Source organism: Nesterenkonia suensis, assembly GCF_054782935.1.
In genome coordinates, this window is sequence record NZ_BAAGRN010000001.1 from 602171 (window position 1) to 622224 (window position 20054).

Sequence of the window (20054 nt, forward strand, 5' to 3'; positions counted from 1 at the left end):
GAGGGGCCAGGGGCCGGGCGTGTGGTCAGGGGCCGACCGCCGTGCTGGTGCCGATGACCAGCGCAGTGATGAGGAAGCCGACCAGCACGAGCACGGTGACGGCGGCGCAGGGGCCGGCCCAGCGGCGGAATCCGTCGAGGCGGACGTCCTGGCGGTCCGACATCGTTCCGCTGAGCAGCAGGAAGAGGTCGATGATCGTCCAGGCGCCGACCACGCCCATGAAGATGAACCCCAGGTTCAGCGCGCCGGTGCTGAAGCCGACCATCGCGGTGCCGAACATCAGGGTCTTCAGCAGCCCGGTGGGGATCCGGCCCAGGTAGTAGCGCTGCGCGCCCATCGGACCCAGGAACAGCGCCAGCGACCAGGCGATGAGGAACTTCTTCTCCGAGGTCGGCTGGCTCTCGAAGGCGAGGCGATCCTCCTCGGTATAGGTGTTCGCGTAGAGGTCATCCAGATCGTGCGTCTCGCCCATAGGTCCATGGTAAGCGGGACGACGTCGGCCCTCACGCCAGCAGGCGTCAGATCCAGGGCCGACCGACGCGCCGCAGGTCACGACGACGGACGGCAGTCTCCCGCGGTGCCGGTCAGCAGGGTCGTTGGTGGTAGTTTGGGTCTCGAGAGTCTGTGCCGCACGCTGTGCTCAGGCTCACAGGCCCGACCAGTCATTTCAGGATGGAGGCGCTGTCTTGGCTCAGCAAGGAGCAGGGCACACCCGCACCGCTGCCCCCCGGCCCTCGCTGTTCGACCTGATCAAGGTCGTGCTGCGCCTGGGGCCGAAACAGATCAACGACGAGATCCAGCTGGCCATCGGCCAGATGAAGACCAAGGGCATCGCCGCCGGCATCGCCGCTGGCCTGATGGTCGTCGGACTGGTCTTCGTGACGTTCCTGGTGGTCGCGCTGATCATCGCCGCCGTCGCCGCCTTCGGCCTGATCTTCGAGCTCTGGGCGGCCGCGCTCATCGTGGCGGGCATCTTCCTGCTCATCGCGGCGCTCTTCGTGCTCATCGGTCTGCTGCGCCTGAAGAAGGCCCTGCCGCTGATGCCGGAGGACGCCATCCGCGGGCTGCGCCTGGATCTGGGTGTGGCCCAGCAGGGCAGCAGCTTCGACCCGCGGACTCTGGACCGGCAGGACGCCGAGCGTCGCCGGAAGAAGGAGGAGGCCAAGCGCGAGGCGCAGGAGCGGAAGAAGCAGGAGGCCAAGACGGCCGGGGCCGGCAGCCCGAAGAGGCCGCCCTACCGCGAGCTGCTGCGGCGGACCGCCCAGCGGCGGGACCATCTCGGCAACCTGCACGACCAGATCCTCGCCCGCAGTGACAAGGACTCTCTGAAGTCTGAGGCCCAGGGCGCCTTCTCGGGACTGACGGAGAAGATCCGCACCTCGGGGCGTGGGGGCGAGACTCCTGATCCCGGAGCCGCCGGGACGCCCTCCACGGCGAGCCGGGAGCCGGGGACCGGCCCCGGTGCGGGAGACTTCGTCGCCGCCCGGTGGAAGCCGCTGGCGGTGCTGGGCGCCTCCGCCGCAGCAGGTGCGGTGTTCCTGCGCGAGCTGACCAAACGCTGAGCCGCTGCCCGTTCGGCGCCGAGCCGTCGTCGGTGGATCCTGCGGCAGGCCGCACAACTGCACACCAACCGTCCCCGACGGCGAGAGTCGTCGGGGTTCCCGCCGAGCGAGACCAGCCGAGGACCCTGTGAGATTCATCGGTGCCGGAACCCGCGAGGGTTTCGAGTACACCCTGCACGAGACATTCTGGACCGTTCCGAATGTCATCACGATCGTGCGTTTCCTGCTGCTGCCGGTGTTCGTCTGGCTGGTGGCGGAGGGTTCCTACATGGCGGCGTTCTGGGTGCTGGCGGTGCTCAGCTCCACCGACTGGGTGGACGGATACATCGCCCGGCGCTTCGACCAGCTCAGCGTGATCGGACAATGGCTGGATCCGCTGGCCGACCGGCTCTCGCTGATGATCGTCACCTTCACCCTGGTGCTCTTCCAGGTGGCGCCGCTGTGGGTGGTGCTGGCGGTGATCATCCCGGACATGGTGCTGCTGCTGAACGCCCTGCTGCTGTTCCGCGGGTCCCCGGAGCTGAAGGTGTCGGTGCTGGGCAAGATCCGCACGGCCTGTCTGCTGATCGGGGCGCCGCTGATCCTGCTGGCGCGCACCCCGCAGCTCGACGACGCTGTGTGGGTCCTCACAGCGGAGCTCGTGCTTGCTGCGGGATGCCTCATGCACATCGCAGCGTCCATCGACTATCTTGTGAAGGCGCACGGAAAAGCGCGCCAGCTCAGACGAGAGGGCATCCGGCCCCGAGACCGCGCCCGCTGGGCAGAGGAGTCGGGCGCGTGAAGATCCCAGGAGGACACGAGCCGCACATGGTCAGGACCCCGGACACGCTGCGCATCCTCATCGCTGCGGACACCTACCCTCCGGACATCAACGGCGCGGCCGTCTTCTGCCACCGACTCGCCCGGCATATGACCAGCCTGGGCCATGAGGTCCACGTGGCCGCGGCCCGCAATGACTCGGGCCCGGACACGGTCCAGGAGGCCGACGAGGCCACCATCCACCGTTTCCGCTCCTTCCGGGCCCCTACCCACGAGTACTACCGGCTGTGTCTGCCCTGGCTCGTGGAACCGGCGATGGACCGACTGGTCGAGCAGATCAGGCCTGACGTCGTCCACGTCCAGTGCCACTACATGATCGGCAAGGCCGCCATCGAGGCGGCTGAGCGGCGCAGGATCCGCACGATCGCCACCAACCACTTCATGCCGGAGAACCTGGACCCCTTTCTGCCGTTCCCGGGCTGGTTCTGCCGGATCGTGGCGGAGAACTCCTGGCGGGACATGGGGCGGCTGATGGGCAAGGCCTCGGTGGTGACCACCCCGACTCCGCTGGCCGCGCAGACCATGCGGGAGAGGGGCGGGTTCGACCACGTGTTGCCGCTGTCCAACGGCATCGACGTCGACCACTACCAGCCGCGGCGAGGAGAGGAGATCCTCCGCCCGCAGCGCCCGACGGTGCTGTTCGTCGGCCGGCTCGCCGTGGAGAAGAACGTGGACCTGCTCATCGATGCGGTCGCGCGCACGGATCCGGCCCTGGACATCGGCCTGGAGATCATCGGCGACGGCGAGCAGCGCGACGTCCTGGCCGACCGGATCGGCCAGCACGGCCTGCAGGAGCGGGTGCGGATGCGTGGGCATGTCGACGACGAGCAGCTCCGCCGGGCCTACCTGGAGGCCGACGTGTTCTGTCAGCCCGGGACCGCGGAGCTGCAGTCCCTGGTGTCCCTGGAGGCGATGTCCGCCGGTCGCCCGGTGGTGCTGGCTGACGCGCTGGCGCTGCCGCATCTGGTGGAGCCGGGAGTCAACGGCCATCTGTTCACCCCTGGCGACGCCGATGATCTCGCGGCCACGTTGGAAGACGTCTTCACCCGTTCCGAGTCGGAACGCGCCGCGATGGGGCGACGCAGTCGAGAGATCGCCTCGCGGCACAGCATCGCCAAGACCATGGACGCCTTCGAGCAGCTCTATCGGGGTGCCGACTGGGTGGACCCCGGCCAGTACGGCAAGGCCCAGGGCTGGCGCCCTGCGGCGCGTCGTCCGCGCCCGCGCAGCACCCGGTAGGATGTCCACGGTCACCGCCCGTGCTGCGGCGCGGGTCGATCGGGGGCGTTAGCTCAGCTGGTCAGAGCAGAAGACTCATAATCTTTTGGTCGCGGGTTCAAGTCCCGCACGCCCCACCAGCACATCGAGATGGCCGATCTCGAGGCCCAGCGTGCCGTCGGCGTGCTGGGCCAGGCGCTCCTGCTGCCAGCGGCGCACCCGGGCGAGGGCGTCGCCGAGGTGTTCGGCACCTGCGTCCTCCTGCTGTTCGGTGTCCTTCTGCTGCTCCGTGCCCAGCTGCTCCTCGGCGACCTGTGCCCGGTCCTTCACCAGCTGTGCCAGCAGTGCGGTGTCCGACGGCCGGAGCCTCCAGGGCGTCTCCCACACCTGCGTCGGCAGCCCCTGATCTCGGGCGGCGTCGAGCAGGACGGGGGCGGCCTGCGGCCCGCAGCGTCCGCCGCGCTGCTGATGTCTGTTGAACGCTGCGCCGACCAACTCGTCGTCGGGGTGCGGCGGATGCGGGGTCATGGCGCCGGTGACGGTGAGCGCCACCAGCAGCGGGACCTGGTGCTCTCGTACCGCGGCCACGAGCCCGCTGATCTGTGCCGGTGTGAGCAGGTCCAGCAGCGCGGAGGCGATGACCAGGGTCCGGTCCCCGGTGGTCGCCAGCACCTCGTGGAGGTCGGCGACGTCGGCCTGGCGGGTCTGCACGGGGCCCCGGGCGCCGCGCGCGGCCAGGCGCTGGGCGGTGCTGGCCAGCAGCTCGGCATCGTGGTCCAGCAGGATCCAGCGCTCCTCGCCCTCGAGCAGCGGCAGCAGCCAGCGGCCTCCGGCTCCGGTGCCGCAGCCGACGTCGACCACTGTCTTCGGGGAGATCTCGCCGACCAGGGCGGCCACTGCGGCACGAGTGGGCTCACGGGCGGCGGCATCGGCGGCTTCGCGCAGGCTCAGCCAGTCTGCAGAGATCCGATCAGTGTCTGCCAGCGGTTCGCGGTCTGCTCCCATGAGGGAAGACTATCGGCTCGTGTTCGAGCCGCGGCGGCCCAGCGGCGGCGCAGCGCGGGATCGGTCAGCCAGGATTCCAGCAGTCGGGCCCATTCCTCCGGCCGGCCCGGGTCCGCGGTGCCTCCGGCGCCGCCGAGGGCCTCCACCGCTCCGGTGCCGCAGGACACGACCCCGGGGACGCCGTGGGCGCAGGCCTCGGTGACGACCATGCCGTAGGTCTCCGCCCAGGAGGGCAGCAGCATCAGGTCCGTGCGACGCCACAGCGTCGGCATCTGCTCCGCCGAGAGGGTGCCGAGGAGGTCGACCCTGCCGGGGAGCTGATGCTGCAGCTCGGCGACCACGTCCGCGCCGTGGGGCTGTTCGGCGCCTGCTCCGGCGAGCTGCAGCACCCAGTCATGGTCGAGCAGGCGGGAGAGTGCCTCACCCAGGAGCCGGTGGTTCTTCCGGGGGGTGAAGGAGGCCGCCATGGTGAGCCGCAGCGGAGCGGTCTCCCGCGTGGTGTCCGCCGGGTGAGTGCGCTGTGGGCGGTCCACCCCGGGGATGACGACGTCGACCTGTTCGCGCCCATGGCGGCGGTGGAGGTCCTCGGCCGCCCACCGGCTGGTGGTCACCACGTGGGGAGCCGCCCGCACGGCGCGGCCCTCTCTCGCCGGGAGACCTGTGGGCGCGTCGTCCGGGGGCGCCTCGGCGTGCTCGTGCTCGGCGGCCAGGGGCAGATGCACCAGCAGGATCTCGGCCGGTGGGGTCCCGTGGCGGTGGGCGGCTCCGCACGGAGGCGAGCCTGCGGGGCCGTCGGTGAACAGCTCGGGCATGCACCCGCCGACCAGCCCGTCCACGACCACCGGCAGCGGGCCGAGGTCGTGGCGCAGCGCCGCGAGCCCGTCATGGAGCCGACGCCGGGAGCTCTCCTCCGGATGCGGCCAGGCGCCGGGGACACGCAGCCGGTGCACGGCGGTGCCCAGGCCGTTGAGCGCGCGGATCACCCGGTCGTTGTACAGCGATCCGCCGCTGGGCCCGGTCAGATCGGGCTCGACCCAGATCAGCCCAGTCACCGGTGGGGACGGCTCCTTGTCCTCGGGGGAGCGGAGGAGACCCCGCGTCACAGGTCGAGGCGCACCGAGGCGCGGGCCCGGGGGTTCTCCTCGGCGTCGACCTCGATGGCGGTGAGGCCATGATGCTCCGGCAGCTGCTGGGCGAGCTGCTGGGCGATGTAGGCGATGATCACCTCGGTGGTGCTCAGCTTGTTCTCGAAGGCGGGGAGCTCGTCGAGGTTCTGGTGGCGCAGGGGCTCCAGCACGGTGGCGAGGAGCTCGCTGGCCGCGCCGATGTCCATGACCACGCCATGGGTGTCGAGCCCGGGGCGTTCGTAGGTGGCACGGATGTGCAGGGTGGCCCCGTGCAGCCGCTGGGCGGGGCCGAAGAACGGGGCGTCGAGGCTGTGCGCGATCATCAGGTGGTCGTCGACGGTGAGCCGGAATCGTGTCATGTGTGCCGAGTGGTGGGAGGCGGTCATGGGTGCTCCTGTCGGGTCGGGGACTCGTCGGGGTCAGCGGTACGGCGGTCGGTCCCAGGGTCGGTCCCAGGGCCGGTTCCATGGTCGATCACATGGCAGATCGTTCCGGCCCAGTCCGGGTCGGCGGCGGCGAGGGCATCCATCACCGTCGGAAGGTCCTCCAGCGGGGAGCGGCCGGTGAGCAGCCTGTCGAAACGTTCATCGAGCAGGGAGAGCGCCAATCGGAGCCGGTCCCGCCGCGTCCGGCGCAGCCGTCGCGGCTGGGCGACCTCGCCCACCTGGGAGGCGACGATCCGCAGCCGCCGGGCATGGAAGTCCGCGCCCAGCGGCACCTCAGGCTGCTGCCGGCCGTACCAGGACTGTTCGACGATCACGGCGTCATCACCGGCGACCCGCAGAGACTCCTGCAGCCCGGAGGCGGTGGCGGAGGAGTGCAGGACCACGTCGCTGCTGATGCTCGCCGCACCGGGGGCCCTGGCGCGGATCCCCAGTGACTCGATGAGCCGGCGGCGGGTCGGATCGACCTCCACCACCTCGAGACGCTCCAGCGGCACGTCGGCGGCGAGCAGAGCTGTCGCCAGGCCGATCATGCCTCCGCCGACGACGGTGATGCGGTCGCCGAGGCTGACTCCGCCCTCCCAGAGGGCGTTGAGCCCTGTCTCGGCGGCTCCGGCCAGCAGTGCCCGCTCGGGAGGGCACGCGGCGGGCAACGGGTGACAGTCCTCGGCCTCGACGATGACGTGATCGCGGTGACCGGCGAGGCAGAACACGGTGCGTCCGATCAGCGCAGTGGCCGCGTCCCCCTGACCCTGCAGGACACGGCCCACGGTGAGGTAGCCGTGGCTGACCGGATGGGGCAGCTCGCCGAGCTGATGCGGAGCACGCATCAGCGCCGCGACCTCCTCGGGCACATCGCCGCAGTGGATCAGGGTCTCAGTGCCGCGGGAGACGCCGCTGACGATCGTCTCCACCAGCACCTCACCGGTGTCGGGCTGAGGGACCGGCGCCTCGCGGATCTCACCCTGCCGGGGGCCCACCGTCCAGTACTGCCGACTGCTGTCGGCGGGCAGCGCCTGGCGCGGGGCAGGGCCAGCCTGTTCCGCGGGGGTCCGTGGGCCGCTGCTGGGTGCCTTCATGGTCGTATCCTGCCACGTCAGGCCCGATGGGGGACATGGCTGCCGCGGAGGCGCCGCGGAGCCGCCGCCGCTCTCGCGGCGTCCGGTGGCCCTATGATCGCTGTCATGGACCTTCGCGGCAGGCCGGTGCTCGGCAGCATCGCCGTCGTCATAGCTGGCGCCCTGCTGCTGGGAGCCCTGCTGGGCGCGGCAGGAGACGTGGCGGGGCTGCTGCTCGGCCGCCTCGGCGAGGATGAGGGCTCCGGCAGCCTGCTGGGTCCGGCGGAGGGGTTCCGGGCCCCCGCCGTGGCGGCGGGTGGGATCGCCTTCGTCGCCTGCCAGCTCCACGCGGTCCGCGGTGGGGGCCGATTCCGCCTCGCCGATGCGGTGACCCTGCTGCGCTGTCTGCTGCTGGGGATCTTCACCGCGGGGGTCGGCCAGATGGCCTTCGTCGGGGACAGCGTCGTCGGGGAGGGCGACGCCGTGACGAGGCTGAGCGTGCCGCTGTCGCTTCCGCTGCCTCTGCCGCTGATCCTCCTGGCCGTGCTCATCCTGCTCCTCGACGGGCTCGACGGCGCGGCGGCCCGCGCCGCGGGAGGCGAGACGCCGGCCGGAGCCCGATATGACGAGACCTCGGATGCGGTGGTGCTCCTGGTGCTGGCGGTGACGGCGGCGCTCGCGGTCGGTTGGTGGGCGATCCTGCTGGGCCTGCTGCGGCCGGCCTTCGCGCTGGGTGGCCGCCTCCGTCCGGCCTGGCGTCGGCCGTTGGAGCCCAGCCGTCGCCGCAAGATCTGCGGCGTGGCGCCGGGAATCCTCCTGCTGCTGGCGCTCGCGCCCTGGCCGGTGAGTCCGCTGGTGCCCTCCGCTGAGGCGTCCTCGGAGGCACGCACGCTGCTGGTGGCCCTGGGCCTGGTGCTGGTGACGTTCTCCTTCCTGCTGGATGTGCGGCGCCTGGAGAAGTTGGGGAAGAGACCGCCCCCGGGCTTCTATGGTCGCCTGTCGCAGTGATCCTTGGTCGGATGCGCGTGGTGCTCGGCTGCGCCGCGGTGTTGGCAGAATGACTCCTGTGCGACTCTTCTTCGACGCCCGCTACACCCGTACCCGGGTCCACGACGGCATCTCCCGGTTCTCCGCCTCGCTGGTCGAGGCCGCCGCCCCGCATGCGGACGTCACCATGCTCATCAGCGATCCTGACCAGCTTCGGATGCTCCCGTCGGACATCCCCTGGTTGCGGATCAGCCCCCCGACCTCGCCGGCCGAGCCGTGGGTGGCCCGGCAGATCAACCCGCACCGGCCCGACGTCGTCTTCTCCCCGATGCAGACCATGGGCGGCTGGGGACGGACGTATCCGCTGATCCTCACTCTGCACGACCTCATCTACTACGAGCACCGCACGCCCCCGCGGGACCTGCCCGCGCCGATCCGGACGGGATGGCGGCTCTATCACCTCAGTCCGTGGCCGCAGCGGCTCGTGCTGGACCAGGCCGACGCCGTCGTCACCGTCTCGCAGACCACCCGTGAGCTCATGCGCGCCCATCGGTTGACCCGCAGACCGATCGAAGTGATCCCCAACGCTCCTCAGCCGGTCCCCGAGCCCCGGGATCCCGCGCGTGCGCCGGAGCGCCGTCTGGTCTACATGGGATCGTTCATGGACTACAAGAACGTCGAGGGCGTCATTCGGGGGCTGGAGGGCCTGCCGGATCACAGGCTGCATCTGTGCAGCCCCATCGACGCCGGCCGTCGTGACGAGCTGCGGGCACTGGCTCCTCGGCAGGATCAGTTGGTCTTCCACGACGGCATCTCCGAGAGCGGCTACCGCGATCTGCTGCGGGAGGCGACCGCGCTGGTCACCCTGTCCCGGGCGGAGGGCTACGGCCTGCCGGTGATCGAGGCTATGTCCCATGGCACACCTGTGGTGGTGGCGGACCTGCCGATCTTCCAGGAGATCGCCGGTGAGGCTCAGCACCAGCGGGGCGCTCAGGCCGTGGACCCTGATGACCCGGCATCCTTCGCCGACGCGGTCCGCAGGCTCGCGGACCCGGTGGTGTTCGCAGCTGCGTCCCAGGCTGCCCGGGCCCGCAGCCTGGCCTATCGGTGGGAGGACTCAGCGGACCGCCTGCTGCGCGTCGCCGAGGACGTCGCCCGGCGCTGGCGACGTCGCGATGCTCCGTGGAGCTGATGCTCAGGGACGTGCTCGGCGTCGGTGGCGTGGCGCCCTGCGGCGGGGACGCCGCGTCGAGGTGCTGATCGCCCAGGGGGAGCAGCACGGACGGCTCCAGGCTCCCGACCATCAGCAACGGATTGAAGTACTCGCCGTGGAGCCTGACGCCCCAGTGCAGACAGGCGCTCGCGGGACAGTGGTGGGAGCCGTCGAGTTCTCGGACCAGCGTGCCGATCGGCTCTGCGGCGGTGACGAGGTCGCCCACCTCCAGGCCGCTGGAGACCGGTTCGAAGGAGCTCACCAGTCCGGCCCCATGAGCCACGGAGACGACCGGACGGTCGACGACCACTCCGGTGAAACTGATCACACCTGCCGCGGGGGCCAGCACGTCGGTCCCCTCGTCGGCGGCCAGGTCCACTCCCCGGTGACCGGCCGCCCAAGGATCCGGAGGCGCGGCGTAGGGCCGCAGGACATCCAGCGCGCCGAGCACCGGAGGACGCCAGGCAGCGTCCGCCACAGCCGGCTTGCCGGGGGCGGCGGCCGCTGTGGCCGCTGTGGCCGGTGCTGCCGGACCGCCGGCGTCCAGCAGCACCACCAGCAGCAGCAGGGTGAGCAGCCGGGTGAGCAGCAGCGTGCGCGGTCGCGGCGGGATGCGCAGCGGAGACGCCAGCTCGGTGATCTGCACGGTCGCAGAGCCGGACTCCTCGGGGTGCCGTGCCGCCGGTCCGGGACGTGTTCCGCTGAGCTCCATGGCCCCATCCTGAAATGCTGCCGCGGACGGTGGCACCACCTTCGGCGCTTCTGTGGAGAGGCCCGCGTGTCGGAGTCTCCGGAGCTTCTCCTGTGGAGGATCGAGCAGGTCTTCGGGGTCATCATCCTGTAGTACACTGATGGCCAGCAGTTGACGCTGACGTTCTATATCCCTGCCCACTTCTGGGCCGTGTCACGGCCTGGAGGCCAGGGCAGGTGATGATCGGCCGACGCTGACTACGCGCAGAGCTTGTCTCCTCCAGTCCGTCCTCGTCGCAGGGCGGCCGGAGGAGGGGGATCCGCTCGGTCCGCCCCGGAGACGCCTGGTTCCAGGTGCCCTGTCACGGCAGGTCCGGAGCGGTCGGATCCACGATCTCGCATCCCTGCTCCGCCAGGAGCCCCGGAGAACGGGGCAGCACGACTCGACCAACCGAAAAGAACCAGCCGGCGCTGCATGGCCGCCGCCCACATCCTTCGCGGGAACCGGGCAGCCCGTGTGTTGAAGCCCGGCACCGAAAGGATTGACCATGCCTGTCGTCACCATGCGCCAGCTCCTCGACTCCGGTGTGCACTTCGGCCACCAGACCCGTCGCTGGAACCCGAAGATGAAGCGTTACATCTTCACCGAGCGCAACGGCATCTACATCATCGATCTGCAGCAGTCGCTGTCCTACATCGACCGCGCGTTCGAGTTCATCAAGCAGACCGTCGCCCACGGCGGCTCCATCCTGTTCGTCGGCACCAAGAAGCAGGGCCAGGAAGCCATCGCCGAGCAGGCCACCCGCGTCGGCCAGCCCTACGTGAACCACCGTTGGCTGGGCGGGATGCTCACCAACTTCGCCACGGTCTCCAAGCGCGTCCAGCGCATGAAGGAGCTCGAGGAGATCGACTTCGACGACGTCGCCGGCTCCGGCCACACCAAGAAGGAGCTGCTGCTGCTCAGCCGTGAGCTGGACAAGCTGCAGGCCAACCTGGGCGGCATCCGCAACCTCACCAAGACGCCGTCGGCGGTGTGGGTCGTGGACACCAAGAAGGAGCACCTGGCCGTGGACGAGGCCCGCAAGCTGGGCATCCCGGTCATCGCCATCCTGGACACCAACTGCGACCCGGACGAGGTCGACTACCCGATCCCGGGCAACGACGACGCCATCCGCTCCGTCGACCTGCTCACCCGCGTGGTCGCCGACGCCGTCGCCGAGGGTCTCATCGCCCGCGAGGAGAAGCGCGGGGGCGGCTCCGGTGCCGCTGCCGAGCCGATGGCCGAGTGGGAGCGCGAGCTGCTGGAGCAGCACGCCGCTGAGAAGGCCGGCCAGGCCGAGGGAGAGTCCGCCGCGGCCACCGAGTCCTCCGAGCCGGCTGAGGCCGCCGCGGCTCCCGAGGCCGCCGAGGCTGCCGAGGCTTCGGCCGCAGACTCCAAGTAAGACTCTCGTCGCGCCAGCTCCTCACGCTCGCCACCTGCATGCCTGATGCTCAGGTGGCGGGCGTGAGGGCTGTGCAACGCGCATCTTCATCGATCTGATTCATCGATCCCCATCGAACCCCAATCTGGAGGACGGGACTATGGCGAACTACACCGCTGCTGACATCAAGGCCCTGCGCGAGCGCACCGGCGCCGGCATGATGGACGTCAAGAAGGCCCTGGACGAGGCCGCCGGCGACTTCGACAAAGCCATCGAGGCCATCCGCGTCAAGGGTCTCAAGGGCGCTGCGAAGCGTGAGGGCCGTTCGGCCGTCGAGGGCCTGGTGCTGGCCAAGGTCGTCGACAGCACGAAGGGCTACCTGCTCGAGGTCAACGCCGAGACCGACTTCGTCGCCAAGTCCGACAAGTTCGTCGGCCTGGCCGAGAAGGTCCTCGAAGTGGCCGTGGCCAACGACCTCGGCGACGTCGAGGCTCTGCTCGAGGCCGAGGTCGAGGGCAAGAAGGTCTCGGACTACGTCACCGAGGAGGGCGCCGCCGTGCTCGGCGAGAAGATCGTCGTCCGCCGCCTGGCCAAGGTCGAGGGCGCCTACGTCGACGCCTACCTGCACAAGACCTCCAAGGACCTCCCGGCGCAGGTCGGTGTCCTCTTCGCCGTCGACGCGGACTCCGAGGAGGCGAAGACCGCCGCTCACGACATCGCTGTCCACGCCGCCGCGATCGTGCCGCAGTTCCTCACCCGTGACGAGGTGCCGGCCGAGACCGTCGAGAACGAGCGTCGTATCGCTGAGGAGACCGCCCGGGCTGAGAACAAGCCGGAGCAGGCGCTTCCCAAGATCATCGAGGGTCGCACCAACGCGTTCTTCAAGGAGCACGTGCTGGTGGACCAGCCGTTCGCCAAGGACCCGAAGCAGACCGTCGCGCAGGTCCTCGAGGCCGCAGGCACCGGCGCGACCGCCTTCGCCCGCTTCCGCGTCGGCAGCTGATCCGCTCACCAGGAGCCCCTCATGCCGCTGGGCAGGGGTGCTCGTCTCAGGCGAAGGACATGCCTACAATGAGGCAGACCGGATGATCTGAGACATCAGGGGGTGGCCACACACGCGTTGTGGTCACCCCCTTTCCATGCCCGGATCCCGGGATCCGGGCCCCGACCCGTCTGCCACCTGCCGACCGTCATCTGCCGTCCTGCGCAACCAGTGGGCAGGTGGTGGAGCCGACCTCCGAAAGGACTCCGACGCCGATGACCACCCAGCCTGCCGTCCCCGTCTCCGCCCAGTCCACCGATCTGCAGCTCCCCGAGGGGGTCGAACGGCGTCGAGTGCTGCTGAAGCTCTCCGGGGAGGTCTTCGGCGGGGGCAGCGTCGGTGTCGATCCGGCGACCGTGCGCGGCATCGCCGAGCAGATCGCCGCCGTCGGCGCACAGGTGGAGGTCTCCGTCGTCGTCGGCGGGGGGAACTTCTTCCGCGGCGCCGAGCTCTCCAAGGCGGGCATGGACCGGGCCCGTGCTGACTATATGGGCATGCTGGGGACGGTGATGAACTGTCTGGCACTGCAGGACTTCCTGGAGCAGGCCGGGCAGCCCACCCGGGTCCAGACGGCCATCACCATGGGCCAGGTGGCCGAGTCCTATATTCCGCTGCGTGCCATCCGGCATATGGAGAAGGGCCGTGTCGTCGTCTTCGGCGCCGGCGCCGGGATGCCGTACTTCTCGACCGACACCGTGTGCGCGCAGCGGGCTCTGGAGGTCGGCGCCGACATGGTGCTCATGGCCAAGTCCGGAGTCGACGGGGTCTACACCGCGGATCCGAAGACCAACCCTGATGCGCAGAAGCTGGAACACCTGACCTACACCGATGCGCTGCGTCAGAACATCCGGGTCATGGACCAGACCGCGATGACGATGTGCAACGACAACGACCTGCCGATGCGGGTGTTCGGCATGGAGGGCGACGGCAACGTCACCCGGGCCCTGCTCGGCGAGACCCTCGGCACTCTGGTCACCTCCTGAGCCACCGATTGGCGATGATCCAGGTCAGATCACCATCTGACGGCACGGATCGCCCGCGGCAGGAGCCCTGCACCACGTAGACTGAGACGGACGTTCCCACCTCAAGGAGACCGACGTGATTGACGAGACCCTGGTCGAAGCCGAAGAGCTCATGGAGCGCGCGGTGGAGGCCACCAGTGAAGACTTCGCCACCGTGCGTACGGGCCGGGCCAACCCGGCGCTGTACTCGAAGGTGCTGGTCGACTACTACGGTTCGGCGACCCCGCTGCAGCAGCTGGCCTCCTTCAACGTTCCGGATGCCCGCACCATCCTGATCACCCCCTATGACATCTCTGCCATGCGGGAGATCGAGAAGGCCCTCTCCGACTCCGAGATCGGAGCGAACCCCTCCAATGACGGCAAGCAGATCCGCATCACGATGCCGGAGCTGACCGAGGAGCGCCGCAAGGAGTACGTGAAGCTGATCAAGTCCAAGGGCGAAGACCACAAGGTCTCGGTGCGCAATGCCCGCCGCAAGGCCAAGGACGCCATCGAGAAGGCCGTGAAGAACGGTGACGTCGGCGAGGACGACGGCGAGCGGGGCACCAAGGAGCTCGAGGGCCTGACGAAGACCTACGTGGAGCGCATCGATGACATGATCAAGCGCAAGGAATCCGAGCTCCTCGAGGTCTGAGCCCTCATGACCGGATCCGAGCGCACCGAGGAGGCTTCCGAGCCGGACAGGCCGGTGCGCACACCGCGGGCAGGACGGGACCTCCCGGCAGCGATCATCACCGGTGCCGCGCTGCTGATCCCGTCGGTGCTGGGGATCATCTTCTCTCCGCTGCTGCTGATCATGGTGGCGGTGGTCCTGCTCTCCATGGGCGTGTGGGAGGTGGCCCGAGCCCTGGAGACCCAGGGTCTGCGGCTGCCCAAGGTCCCGCTGTTCCTGGGCGCAGCGGCTATGCCCCTGTCGGCGTACTTCGGCGGTGTCGAGGCACTCACCCTGGCCCTGATGGTCACCTGTGTGGCCATCGCTGTGGCCGCCGCGGTGCTGCACGTGGAGGACCCGGGCCGATCGATCATGTCCTCGATGTTCGTGGCCTGCTGGGTGCCGTTCCTGATCTCCTTCGCGGTGCTGCTGCTCAGTCAGCCGGACGGCCAGTGGAGGCTCGCCGTGGTCGTGCTGCTGGTGGTCTCCAACGACACCTTCGGGTACATCGTGGGGGTGCTGTTCGGCAGGCATCCCATGGCACCGAAGATCAGCCCCAAGAAGTCCTGGGAAGGCTTCGCCGGATCGATGGCCGGTTCCATCCTGGTGGGCGTGCTGACCTCGTGGCTGATCTTCGACGAGTCGGTCCATATCGGCGCACTGCTGGCGGCCGCCGTCGTCGTCTCCGCCACTGCCGGAGACTTCTCCGAATCGATGGTCAAGCGTGAGCTGGGGCTGAAGGACATGTCCCATGCGTTGCCCGGCCACGGGGGAGTGATGGACCGGCTGGACTCGCTGGTCTTCGCGATGCCGACGGCGTTCTTCGTGATCGTGGCGCTCACCCGGGATTCCGGCGGAGTTCCATTAGGCTGAGACCATGGCGCACACAGAGAACGCACTGTTCACCCTGCTGGAACCGGAGGAGCAGGGCTATGACCGCGACGAGGTCGATGAGTTCATGGCCCGGGCCAGAGTCGCCTACGACTCCGGCACCGGCATGCCGCTGGTCGAGATCCGTGAGGTGAGCTTCTCCATGGGCTCCGGCGGCTACGACCCCGCGGAGGTCGACGGCGCGCTGGATCGCCTCGAGGACGCCTTCGCCGCCGCGGAGCGGGACCGCTACATCGCCCAGCACGGCGAGGACGCCTGGTACGAGCTGCTCGCGGATCGTGCCGCCCCGCTGCGGGTCCGTCTCGAACGCCCCGACGGCAAGCGGTTCCGGGAGCCGGCGCACTCGTCGGCAGTGGGCTACCGCAAGGAACAGGTCGACGAGCTCTGCCGGGCCCTGGAGCAGTACCTCGATGGGGAGAACCCGATGAGCGTGGACGAGGTCCGCACCATCGTCTTCGCCGGCGTCCACGGCTCCGACGGCTACGACGAGGCCCAGGTGGACGCCTTCCTGGACCGGATGACGGAGATCATGGCCTCCGTGGGCTGAGAGCCCTCCTGCGATCCGCGGCGCGGCTGTTCATCGGACCGGGTGTCGGCCTCGCATCGTGCATGTCTTCCGGAAACGGGTCGCGGCGGCCCCGTCGTCGGCGGCCCCGTCGTCGGCGGGCACGTCATCGGCGAGGCGCCGCGATTCGGCAGCCCAGCTCTCGGTGCGGGCCTGGGACCCCTGGGTGAGCAGCGAGCCGACCACGAGCACCACCAGGGACAGCGGGAGCCCGACCATCACGGGGTGCCAGCCCATCGGTTCCCCGGCGAACTGCCAGATCACGGTGACCACGAGCCCGGTCCACATGGAGGCGACGCCGGCAGTTCGAGTGACCCTCTTCCAGTAGAGCCCCAGCAGCACCGGCGCGAGGATCCCGGAGACGAGCATGGCCGCACCGATGATCCACAGCATCACCAGCTGCGGGATGTAGAGCGCCAGGAGCACCGCCAGCACTGAGGTGATCAGCACCGAGAGCTTCGACCACAGCAGCAGGCGGGAGGAGCTCGGGTTCTTCATCCGGGGCTTGACGATGTCGTTGACGATCGAGGAGCTGCCGGCCAGGAAGAAGGAGTCACAGGTGGAGATGACCGTGGCCAGCACAGCGATGATCATGATGGCCACCAGGGGGAACGGGAACACCTCACCGATGGCGGCGTAGTAGACCTGGGTGGGGTCGGGGATGTCCAGCTGCAGGCCCACGCGGGACATGACGCCGATGGCCACGACCACGCACACCAGCACGGTCTGGAGGACCAGAGCGCTCCAGAGGCTGCCCTTGAGGATCTTCATCGTCCGGGTGGCCCAGATGCGCTGCCACAGGTCCTGGCGGACCATCTGGTAGGCGTCGATGGTCAGCAGTGCGACGGCGGCCTGGTAGGGGGAGATGCCGAAGACGTTGAGCATCTGCTCCTCGCCCGCGGCGGCGTTGGTCTCGATGGTCTCCGAGCCTCCGGAGGCGATGATCACCGTGACGAACAGGGCGAAGATGCCGATGGTCTGGACGGTGCCGTGGACGGCGTCCTGCAGGACCACCGAGCGCAGGCCGCCGAGGATCGTCTTCAGCGTGAGCATCAGCCAGGCGATCAGGATTCCGGTGGTCAGGGAGACGTCGATGGTCAGGAAGAGGATGGTCAGGAAGAGGATGGTCGCGATGGCGACGAACTGCATCCCGGTGATGGAGCAGTAGGCGAACAGCACGCTGAGTGCGGTGGGGAGGCGAGCGGCCTCGCCGTACATCATCGCGGTGAAATCGCCCATGGTGACCATGCGGCGTGTGGAGCCCAACCGGCGCAGCGGGCCGGTCATGGCGAGGATGATCACCAGGGTCGTCGGGACCGTGACCAGCCCGAGCCAGACCTGCCCCAGCCCGTCCGTGTAGCTGTTGGTCATGAACCCGAGCAGGATCGATCCTCCGATGGCGGTTCCCACCAGGGTCAGGATCATCGGGAACATGCCGACGCTGCGGTCTGCCACGAATAGCCCTCGTAGGATTTCACCCGTCGATCGATGACGTAGGCGAATCCGGTCAGGAAGACGAAGTAGCACGCGACGATGATGGCCAGGACGTGTGTCTGACTCTCGGTGAACCTGGGCGGGTCCCTCCAGGGGCCTCAGTGACGTGGGGTGGCGCTGAGCGGTCTGTTCCAGTGTTGAGGCCGGTGTGACCGAGGTCAAATGCCTTTAGTGTATGCGAGGTATACGGCCTCCGTATATGAATTGCCTGCATCAAGAATAATCGCTTTAATCGCATATGACAGTGGCGTCCCGCAGAGGTTCGTCGGTGCTTCGGTCCAGGGGAGGGGCGCGCTGGTGAGGCCCACCTCTGCCGGTCCTTCGTGCAGGTGGGTGGCCGAGTGGAGCTGGTCGCCGGTGCGCCATTCCCTCCATCCTGCGGCAGCGGGTGTCTCGATCAGCAGGATTCTGGTGCGCGGTTCGAGCTGCTGCTGCCCCTCGCTGATGGGTGTGGGGTCTCAGTCTGTCGCCGGCCCGGCACTGCGGATCACGCGGAAGAGCTGGGTGTGCCCGGCAGCGCTCGGCTCCTGCTCCAGAGGCTGCAGATGAACCTCTTCGCAAGGGCTGCTGAGCAGCGGGGTGCCGTCGCTCAGCAGCACCGGCACGGTGTTGACCAGCACCAGGTCCACCACCTGGGCTGCGAAGCACTGGCGGGCGATGTCGGCGCCCAAGATGCTCACGATCCCGGTGGGTGCGGCGGCACGGCAGGCGGCCAGGGCGGCGTCGAGATCCGTGGCCACGGTGATGCCGGCCGGCACAGGTTCGGGCGGTCGGTGGGTCAGCAGGATCTTGGGTCCTCGCCACCGCCCCTCGAAGGCACCCTGCTGCTCGGGGTCTCCGGCGTGCGGGTCGTCGCCGTCGAAGGTGCGGCGGCCGATCAGCAGCGCCTGCAGGTTGACCAGCAGTCGCTCCACTACGGGGGCGGCTCCCATGTGGGGCCGCAGCCAGGACATGTCGCCGTCCGGTCCGGAGATCCGGCCGTCCACGGAGGCGGAAGCGGCGTAGAGGAACGTGGTCACGGGTGGCTCATCCCCTCATCACCGGGCGGATCTCGGTGGAGCCATACTCCAGATGCGGCATGCGTTCAGCGATCGCGTGGGCCTCGGCGTCGTCGGCGGCGGCGATGACGTGGACGGCGAAGATGATGCTCCGGTCCTGGGGGTCCTGCGCCTCTGCGGCGTCGTCGGCCCCCACGCCGAGACGGACGGTGTGCTCGTGGAGGGCAACGCCGTCGAGGAGGTGCCCGCTCCCTCGCAGGTCGGTGTCCAGGACTTCCCAGGCGCGCATCTCCTCGGCGAGCTCCTCGGTGCCGTCCTGCGGACCGGTCCCCGGAATGAAGCGATGGATCAGCAGGTGGGTGGCGGTGCGCTCGGTCATGATGTCCTCTCGTGGTCCTCTCGGCGGGTCCTCAGTGGTCGGTCGGCAGGCTGTCATCGGTCTGTCGCAGGGGCATCAGGGGCTCATCCGTGCCTCTCGTGGGATCTCTGATGAAACTGGTTGTGTTCTGCCTGTGGTATCAGGCACTTCACCATAACCGAGTGTAGAATGCAAGCAGTCTCGTCCGAGGAGTTCAGGAGGCCCGCCTGTGGAGGTTGAATCGACGTCTGCGCACCGTTCCGGCTGTCCCATCAATCTGTCCCTTGAAGTGCTGGGGGACGGCTGGTCGCTCATCGTGATCCGGGATGTCATCTTCGGCGATCGGCGCCACTACCGGCGCCTGCTGGAAGAATCGGAGGAGGGTATCGCCTCCAACATCCTCAGTGACCGGCTCAAGCGTCTGCTCGCCGCCGGCGTGCTGACGCGCGCGCAGGATCCCACGCATCGCCAGCGGCAGATCTACAGTCTCACCGAAGCCGGAATCCAGCTGCTGCCCGTGCTCGTCCAGCTCGGTTCCTGGGGCAGGAGACACCAGCCAGCCTCTGCGGAGCTCAGTGTCCGCGCCAGAATTCTGGAGGAGGGCGGCCCGGCGCTGTGGGAAGAGTTCATGGACGAGCTGCGCGCTCGACACCTGCCGGGCGACGCGGCGGCTGGAGCAGCAGGAGCACCTGAGGCGACGACGCCCGACCCGGGTGAGGAATCACGATCCACCCCGTCCGTGCTCGAGCGGCTCGAGGCCGCCTACCAGCAGGCCCTTGCGCGCGGATGAGGGGCGGTCCAGCGCCGCCCCGACGGTCGGCGGCCGTTCATCCCTTGACAGCGGCTGCGGTGCTGGGCTGATCTCGGGGACGGGCTGATCTCGGGGACGGGCTGGTCTCGACGAGTTCATCGGCGCGTACGTGTGAGCCCCCTGGGGCAGAGAGAGGACGGATGAGTCGTCATGGATGATCTGAGCACACAGGTCCACCGGATCTTCATCGACGCCCCCGCGGAGGAGGTCTGGGAGGCGATCACCTCGCCCGAGCTGAGCAGGAGCTACGGCTACGGCGGCAGCATCGAGGTCGAGCTGCGGCCAGGAGGCTCGTTCCGGCATCTCACCAGCCCGGCCATGCGGCAGATGGGCATGGGCGAGGTGGCGCTCCGCGGCACGGAGGCCTCCGTCGAGGCTCCGTGCCGCTTGGTGCTGGACTGGCAGGCCGCCTGGCAGGACGAGCCGCCGTTCCGCCTGAGCTATGACATCACGTCTGGGCCATCGGGGCTGACGCGGCTCGTCCTGACCCATGAGCTGCCGGAATCGCCGCACACGGCCTCGGACGTGGCCGGGCTGGGTGCGGCGGAGAGCGGCGGCGGTGGCTGGCCATGGGTGCTCTCCAGTCTGAAGACCCTGCTGGAGACCGGGCAGGCGATGACCACCGCCGGAGAGTGACCGGCCCCCTATGCCCGGCGGCCGGAGTCACGGGGTGCGGCA

Annotated in this window: 21 protein-coding genes, 1 tRNA gene and 1 pseudogene; 14 read left to right on the forward strand and 9 right to left on the reverse strand. The window is 69.1% G+C overall.

All coding sequences use genetic code 11. The features are described from left to right. Nucleotides 1–25: 25 nt before the first annotated feature. Complete coding sequence (locus ACYVKI_RS02590; RefSeq protein ID WP_460688779.1) at nt 26–472, reverse strand: TM2 domain-containing protein; 447 nt, start codon at nt 470–472, stop codon at nt 26–28. 214 nt (nt 473–686) lie between these two features. Here ACYVKI_RS02590 and ACYVKI_RS02595 point away from each other — a divergent pair, with 214 nt between their 5' ends. From ACYVKI_RS02595 to ACYVKI_RS02610, 4 genes are all read left to right on the forward strand, one after another. After that, nucleotides 687–1562: a phage holin family protein gene (locus tag ACYVKI_RS02595; protein WP_460688780.1), complete on the forward strand. Its 876-nt coding sequence runs from the start codon at nt 687–689 to the stop codon at nt 1560–1562. 127 nt (nt 1563–1689) lie between these two features. After that, entirely contained in the window at nt 1690–2343 is a 654-nt protein-coding gene (locus ACYVKI_RS02600; protein WP_460688781.1) for a CDP-alcohol phosphatidyltransferase family protein, read from the forward strand. Between the two features lie 26 nt (nt 2344–2369). Beyond that, complete coding sequence (locus tag ACYVKI_RS02605; protein ID WP_460689385.1) at nt 2370–3620, forward strand: glycosyltransferase; 1251 nt, start codon at nt 2370–2372, stop codon at nt 3618–3620. Nucleotides 3621–3662: 42 nt separating this feature from the next. After that, nucleotides 3663–3739: transfer RNA gene (locus ACYVKI_RS02610), tRNA-Ile, on the forward strand. Here ACYVKI_RS02610 and ACYVKI_RS02615 read toward each other — a convergent pair. From ACYVKI_RS02615 to ACYVKI_RS02630, 4 genes are read right to left on the reverse strand one after another with little or no spacing between them, the layout of a single operon-like run. Further along, on the reverse strand, nt 3696–4604 hold the full coding sequence (locus ACYVKI_RS02615) for a class I SAM-dependent methyltransferase (RefSeq protein ID WP_460689386.1): 909 nt from the start codon (nt 4602–4604) through the stop codon (nt 3696–3698). The two genes, ACYVKI_RS02610 and ACYVKI_RS02615, sit on opposite strands and share 44 nt — an antisense overlap. Continuing rightward, complete coding sequence (locus tag ACYVKI_RS02620) at nt 4547–5656, reverse strand: glycosyltransferase family 4 protein (RefSeq protein ID WP_460688782.1); 1110 nt, start codon at nt 5654–5656, stop codon at nt 4547–4549. The genes ACYVKI_RS02615 and ACYVKI_RS02620 overlap by 58 nt, the downstream gene beginning before the upstream one ends. A 47-nt stretch (nt 5657–5703) precedes the next feature. Beyond that, nucleotides 5704–6117, reverse strand: coding sequence for a 6-pyruvoyl trahydropterin synthase family protein (locus ACYVKI_RS02625; protein WP_460688783.1), 414 nt, complete (start codon nt 6115–6117; stop codon nt 5704–5706). Next, nucleotides 6114–7253: a zinc-dependent alcohol dehydrogenase gene (locus ACYVKI_RS02630; RefSeq protein WP_460688784.1), complete on the reverse strand. Its 1140-nt coding sequence runs from the start codon at nt 7251–7253 to the stop codon at nt 6114–6116. The genes ACYVKI_RS02625 and ACYVKI_RS02630 overlap by 4 nt, the downstream gene beginning before the upstream one ends. Before the next feature lie 105 nt (nt 7254–7358). Between ACYVKI_RS02630 and ACYVKI_RS02635 the strand changes: the two genes are divergently transcribed. Both ACYVKI_RS02635 and ACYVKI_RS02640 read left to right on the forward strand, forming a co-directional pair. After that, entirely contained in the window at nt 7359–8240 is an 882-nt protein-coding gene (locus ACYVKI_RS02635) for a CDP-alcohol phosphatidyltransferase family protein (RefSeq protein ID WP_460688785.1), read from the forward strand. Nucleotides 8241–8298: 58 nt separating this feature from the next. Further along, complete coding sequence (locus ACYVKI_RS02640) at nt 8299–9411, forward strand: glycosyltransferase family 4 protein (protein ID WP_460688786.1); 1113 nt, start codon at nt 8299–8301, stop codon at nt 9409–9411. A 178-nt stretch (nt 9412–9589) separates the two neighbouring features. Here the strand turns inward: ACYVKI_RS02640 and ACYVKI_RS02645 are convergent. After that, a pseudogene (locus ACYVKI_RS02645) lies at nt 9590–10144 on the reverse strand (M23 family metallopeptidase); the annotation flags it as partial. Between the two features lie 526 nt (nt 10145–10670). On the opposite strand from ACYVKI_RS02645, the gene rpsB reads away from it, so the two are divergent. The 6 genes from rpsB (at nt 10671) to ACYVKI_RS02675 (ending at nt 15697) form a co-directional block, all read left to right on the forward strand. Further along, on the forward strand, nt 10671–11564 hold the full coding sequence (gene rpsB / locus ACYVKI_RS02650; RefSeq protein WP_460688787.1) for a 30S ribosomal protein S2: 894 nt from the start codon (nt 10671–10673) through the stop codon (nt 11562–11564). A gap of 139 nt (nt 11565–11703) precedes the next feature. Then, nucleotides 11704–12546 (forward strand): translation elongation factor Ts, encoded by an 843-nt coding sequence (gene tsf, locus ACYVKI_RS02655; RefSeq protein ID WP_460688788.1) that lies wholly within the window; start codon nt 11704–11706, stop codon nt 12544–12546. A gap of 254 nt (nt 12547–12800) precedes the next feature. Beyond that, nucleotides 12801–13568, forward strand: coding sequence for a UMP kinase (pyrH, locus tag ACYVKI_RS02660; protein ID WP_460688789.1), 768 nt, complete (start codon nt 12801–12803; stop codon nt 13566–13568). A 115-nt stretch (nt 13569–13683) separates the two neighbouring features. Continuing rightward, nucleotides 13684–14241, forward strand: a complete 558-nt coding sequence (frr, locus tag ACYVKI_RS02665; RefSeq protein WP_460688790.1) for a ribosome recycling factor — start codon at nt 13684–13686, stop codon at nt 14239–14241. Between the two features lie 6 nt (nt 14242–14247). Beyond that, a complete protein-coding gene (locus ACYVKI_RS02670) occupies nt 14248–15132 on the forward strand; it encodes a phosphatidate cytidylyltransferase (protein WP_460688791.1) in 885 nt (294 codons plus the stop codon). A 4-nt stretch (nt 15133–15136) separates the two neighbouring features. Beyond that, complete coding sequence (locus ACYVKI_RS02675; protein ID WP_460688792.1) at nt 15137–15697, forward strand: DivIVA domain-containing protein; 561 nt, start codon at nt 15137–15139, stop codon at nt 15695–15697. Between the two features lie 30 nt (nt 15698–15727). Here ACYVKI_RS02675 and ACYVKI_RS02680 read toward each other — a convergent pair whose 3' ends face one another. The 3 genes from ACYVKI_RS02680 to ACYVKI_RS02690 all read right to left on the reverse strand — a co-directional run bounded on the left by ACYVKI_RS02680 (nt 15728) and on the right by ACYVKI_RS02690 (nt 18586). Next, entirely contained in the window at nt 15728–17170 is a 1443-nt protein-coding gene (locus ACYVKI_RS02680) for a sodium:solute symporter family protein (RefSeq protein ID WP_460688793.1), read from the reverse strand. Nucleotides 17171–17667: 497 nt separating this feature from the next. After that, nucleotides 17668–18228 carry a dihydrofolate reductase family protein gene (locus ACYVKI_RS02685; protein ID WP_460688794.1) on the reverse strand — a complete coding sequence of 187 codons (561 nt, stop codon included), beginning with the start codon at nt 18226–18228 and terminating at the stop codon, nt 17668–17670. Nucleotides 18229–18235: 7 nt separating this feature from the next. Then, a complete protein-coding gene (locus tag ACYVKI_RS02690; protein WP_460688795.1) occupies nt 18236–18586 on the reverse strand; it encodes a YciI family protein in 351 nt (116 codons plus the stop codon). A 208-nt stretch (nt 18587–18794) separates the two neighbouring features. Here ACYVKI_RS02690 and ACYVKI_RS02695 point away from each other — a divergent pair, with 208 nt between their 5' ends. Then, complete coding sequence (locus tag ACYVKI_RS02695) at nt 18795–19355, forward strand: winged helix-turn-helix transcriptional regulator (protein WP_460688796.1); 561 nt, start codon at nt 18795–18797, stop codon at nt 19353–19355. A 171-nt stretch (nt 19356–19526) separates the two neighbouring features. Next, complete coding sequence (locus ACYVKI_RS02700) at nt 19527–20012, forward strand: SRPBCC domain-containing protein (RefSeq protein ID WP_460688797.1); 486 nt, start codon at nt 19527–19529, stop codon at nt 20010–20012. Nucleotides 20013–20054: the final 42 nt, after the last annotated feature.

Bases quoted from the DNA above. Each gene is read 5' to 3' on its own strand.
- ACYVKI_RS02590 (WP_460688779.1), bottom strand. From the start codon at position 472: ATGGGCGAGACGCACGATCTGGATGACCTCTACGCGAACACCTATACC.
- ACYVKI_RS02605 (WP_460689385.1), top strand. From the start codon at position 2,370: ATGGTCAGGACCCCGGACACGCTGCGCATCCTCATCGCTGCGGACACC.
- ACYVKI_RS02615 (WP_460689386.1), bottom strand. From the start codon at position 4,604: ATGGGAGCAGACCGCGAACCGCTGGCAGACACTGATCGGATCTCTGCA.
- ACYVKI_RS02625 (WP_460688783.1), bottom strand. From the start codon at position 6,117: ATGACCGCCTCCCACCACTCGGCACACATGACACGATTCCGGCTCACC.
- ACYVKI_RS02630 (WP_460688784.1), bottom strand. From the start codon at position 7,253: ATGAAGGCACCCAGCAGCGGCCCACGGACCCCCGCGGAACAGGCTGGC.
- ACYVKI_RS02635 (WP_460688785.1), top strand. From the start codon at position 7,359: ATGGACCTTCGCGGCAGGCCGGTGCTCGGCAGCATCGCCGTCGTCATA.
- rpsB (WP_460688787.1), top strand. From the start codon at position 10,671: ATGCCTGTCGTCACCATGCGCCAGCTCCTCGACTCCGGTGTGCACTTC.
- tsf (WP_460688788.1), top strand. From the start codon at position 11,704: ATGGCGAACTACACCGCTGCTGACATCAAGGCCCTGCGCGAGCGCACC.
- pyrH (WP_460688789.1), top strand. From the start codon at position 12,801: ATGACCACCCAGCCTGCCGTCCCCGTCTCCGCCCAGTCCACCGATCTG.
- ACYVKI_RS02670 (WP_460688791.1), top strand. From the start codon at position 14,248: ATGACCGGATCCGAGCGCACCGAGGAGGCTTCCGAGCCGGACAGGCCG.
- ACYVKI_RS02675 (WP_460688792.1), top strand. From the start codon at position 15,137: ATGGCGCACACAGAGAACGCACTGTTCACCCTGCTGGAACCGGAGGAG.
- ACYVKI_RS02690 (WP_460688795.1), bottom strand. From the start codon at position 18,586: ATGACCGAGCGCACCGCCACCCACCTGCTGATCCATCGCTTCATTCCG.
- ACYVKI_RS02700 (WP_460688797.1), top strand. From the start codon at position 19,527: ATGGATGATCTGAGCACACAGGTCCACCGGATCTTCATCGACGCCCCC.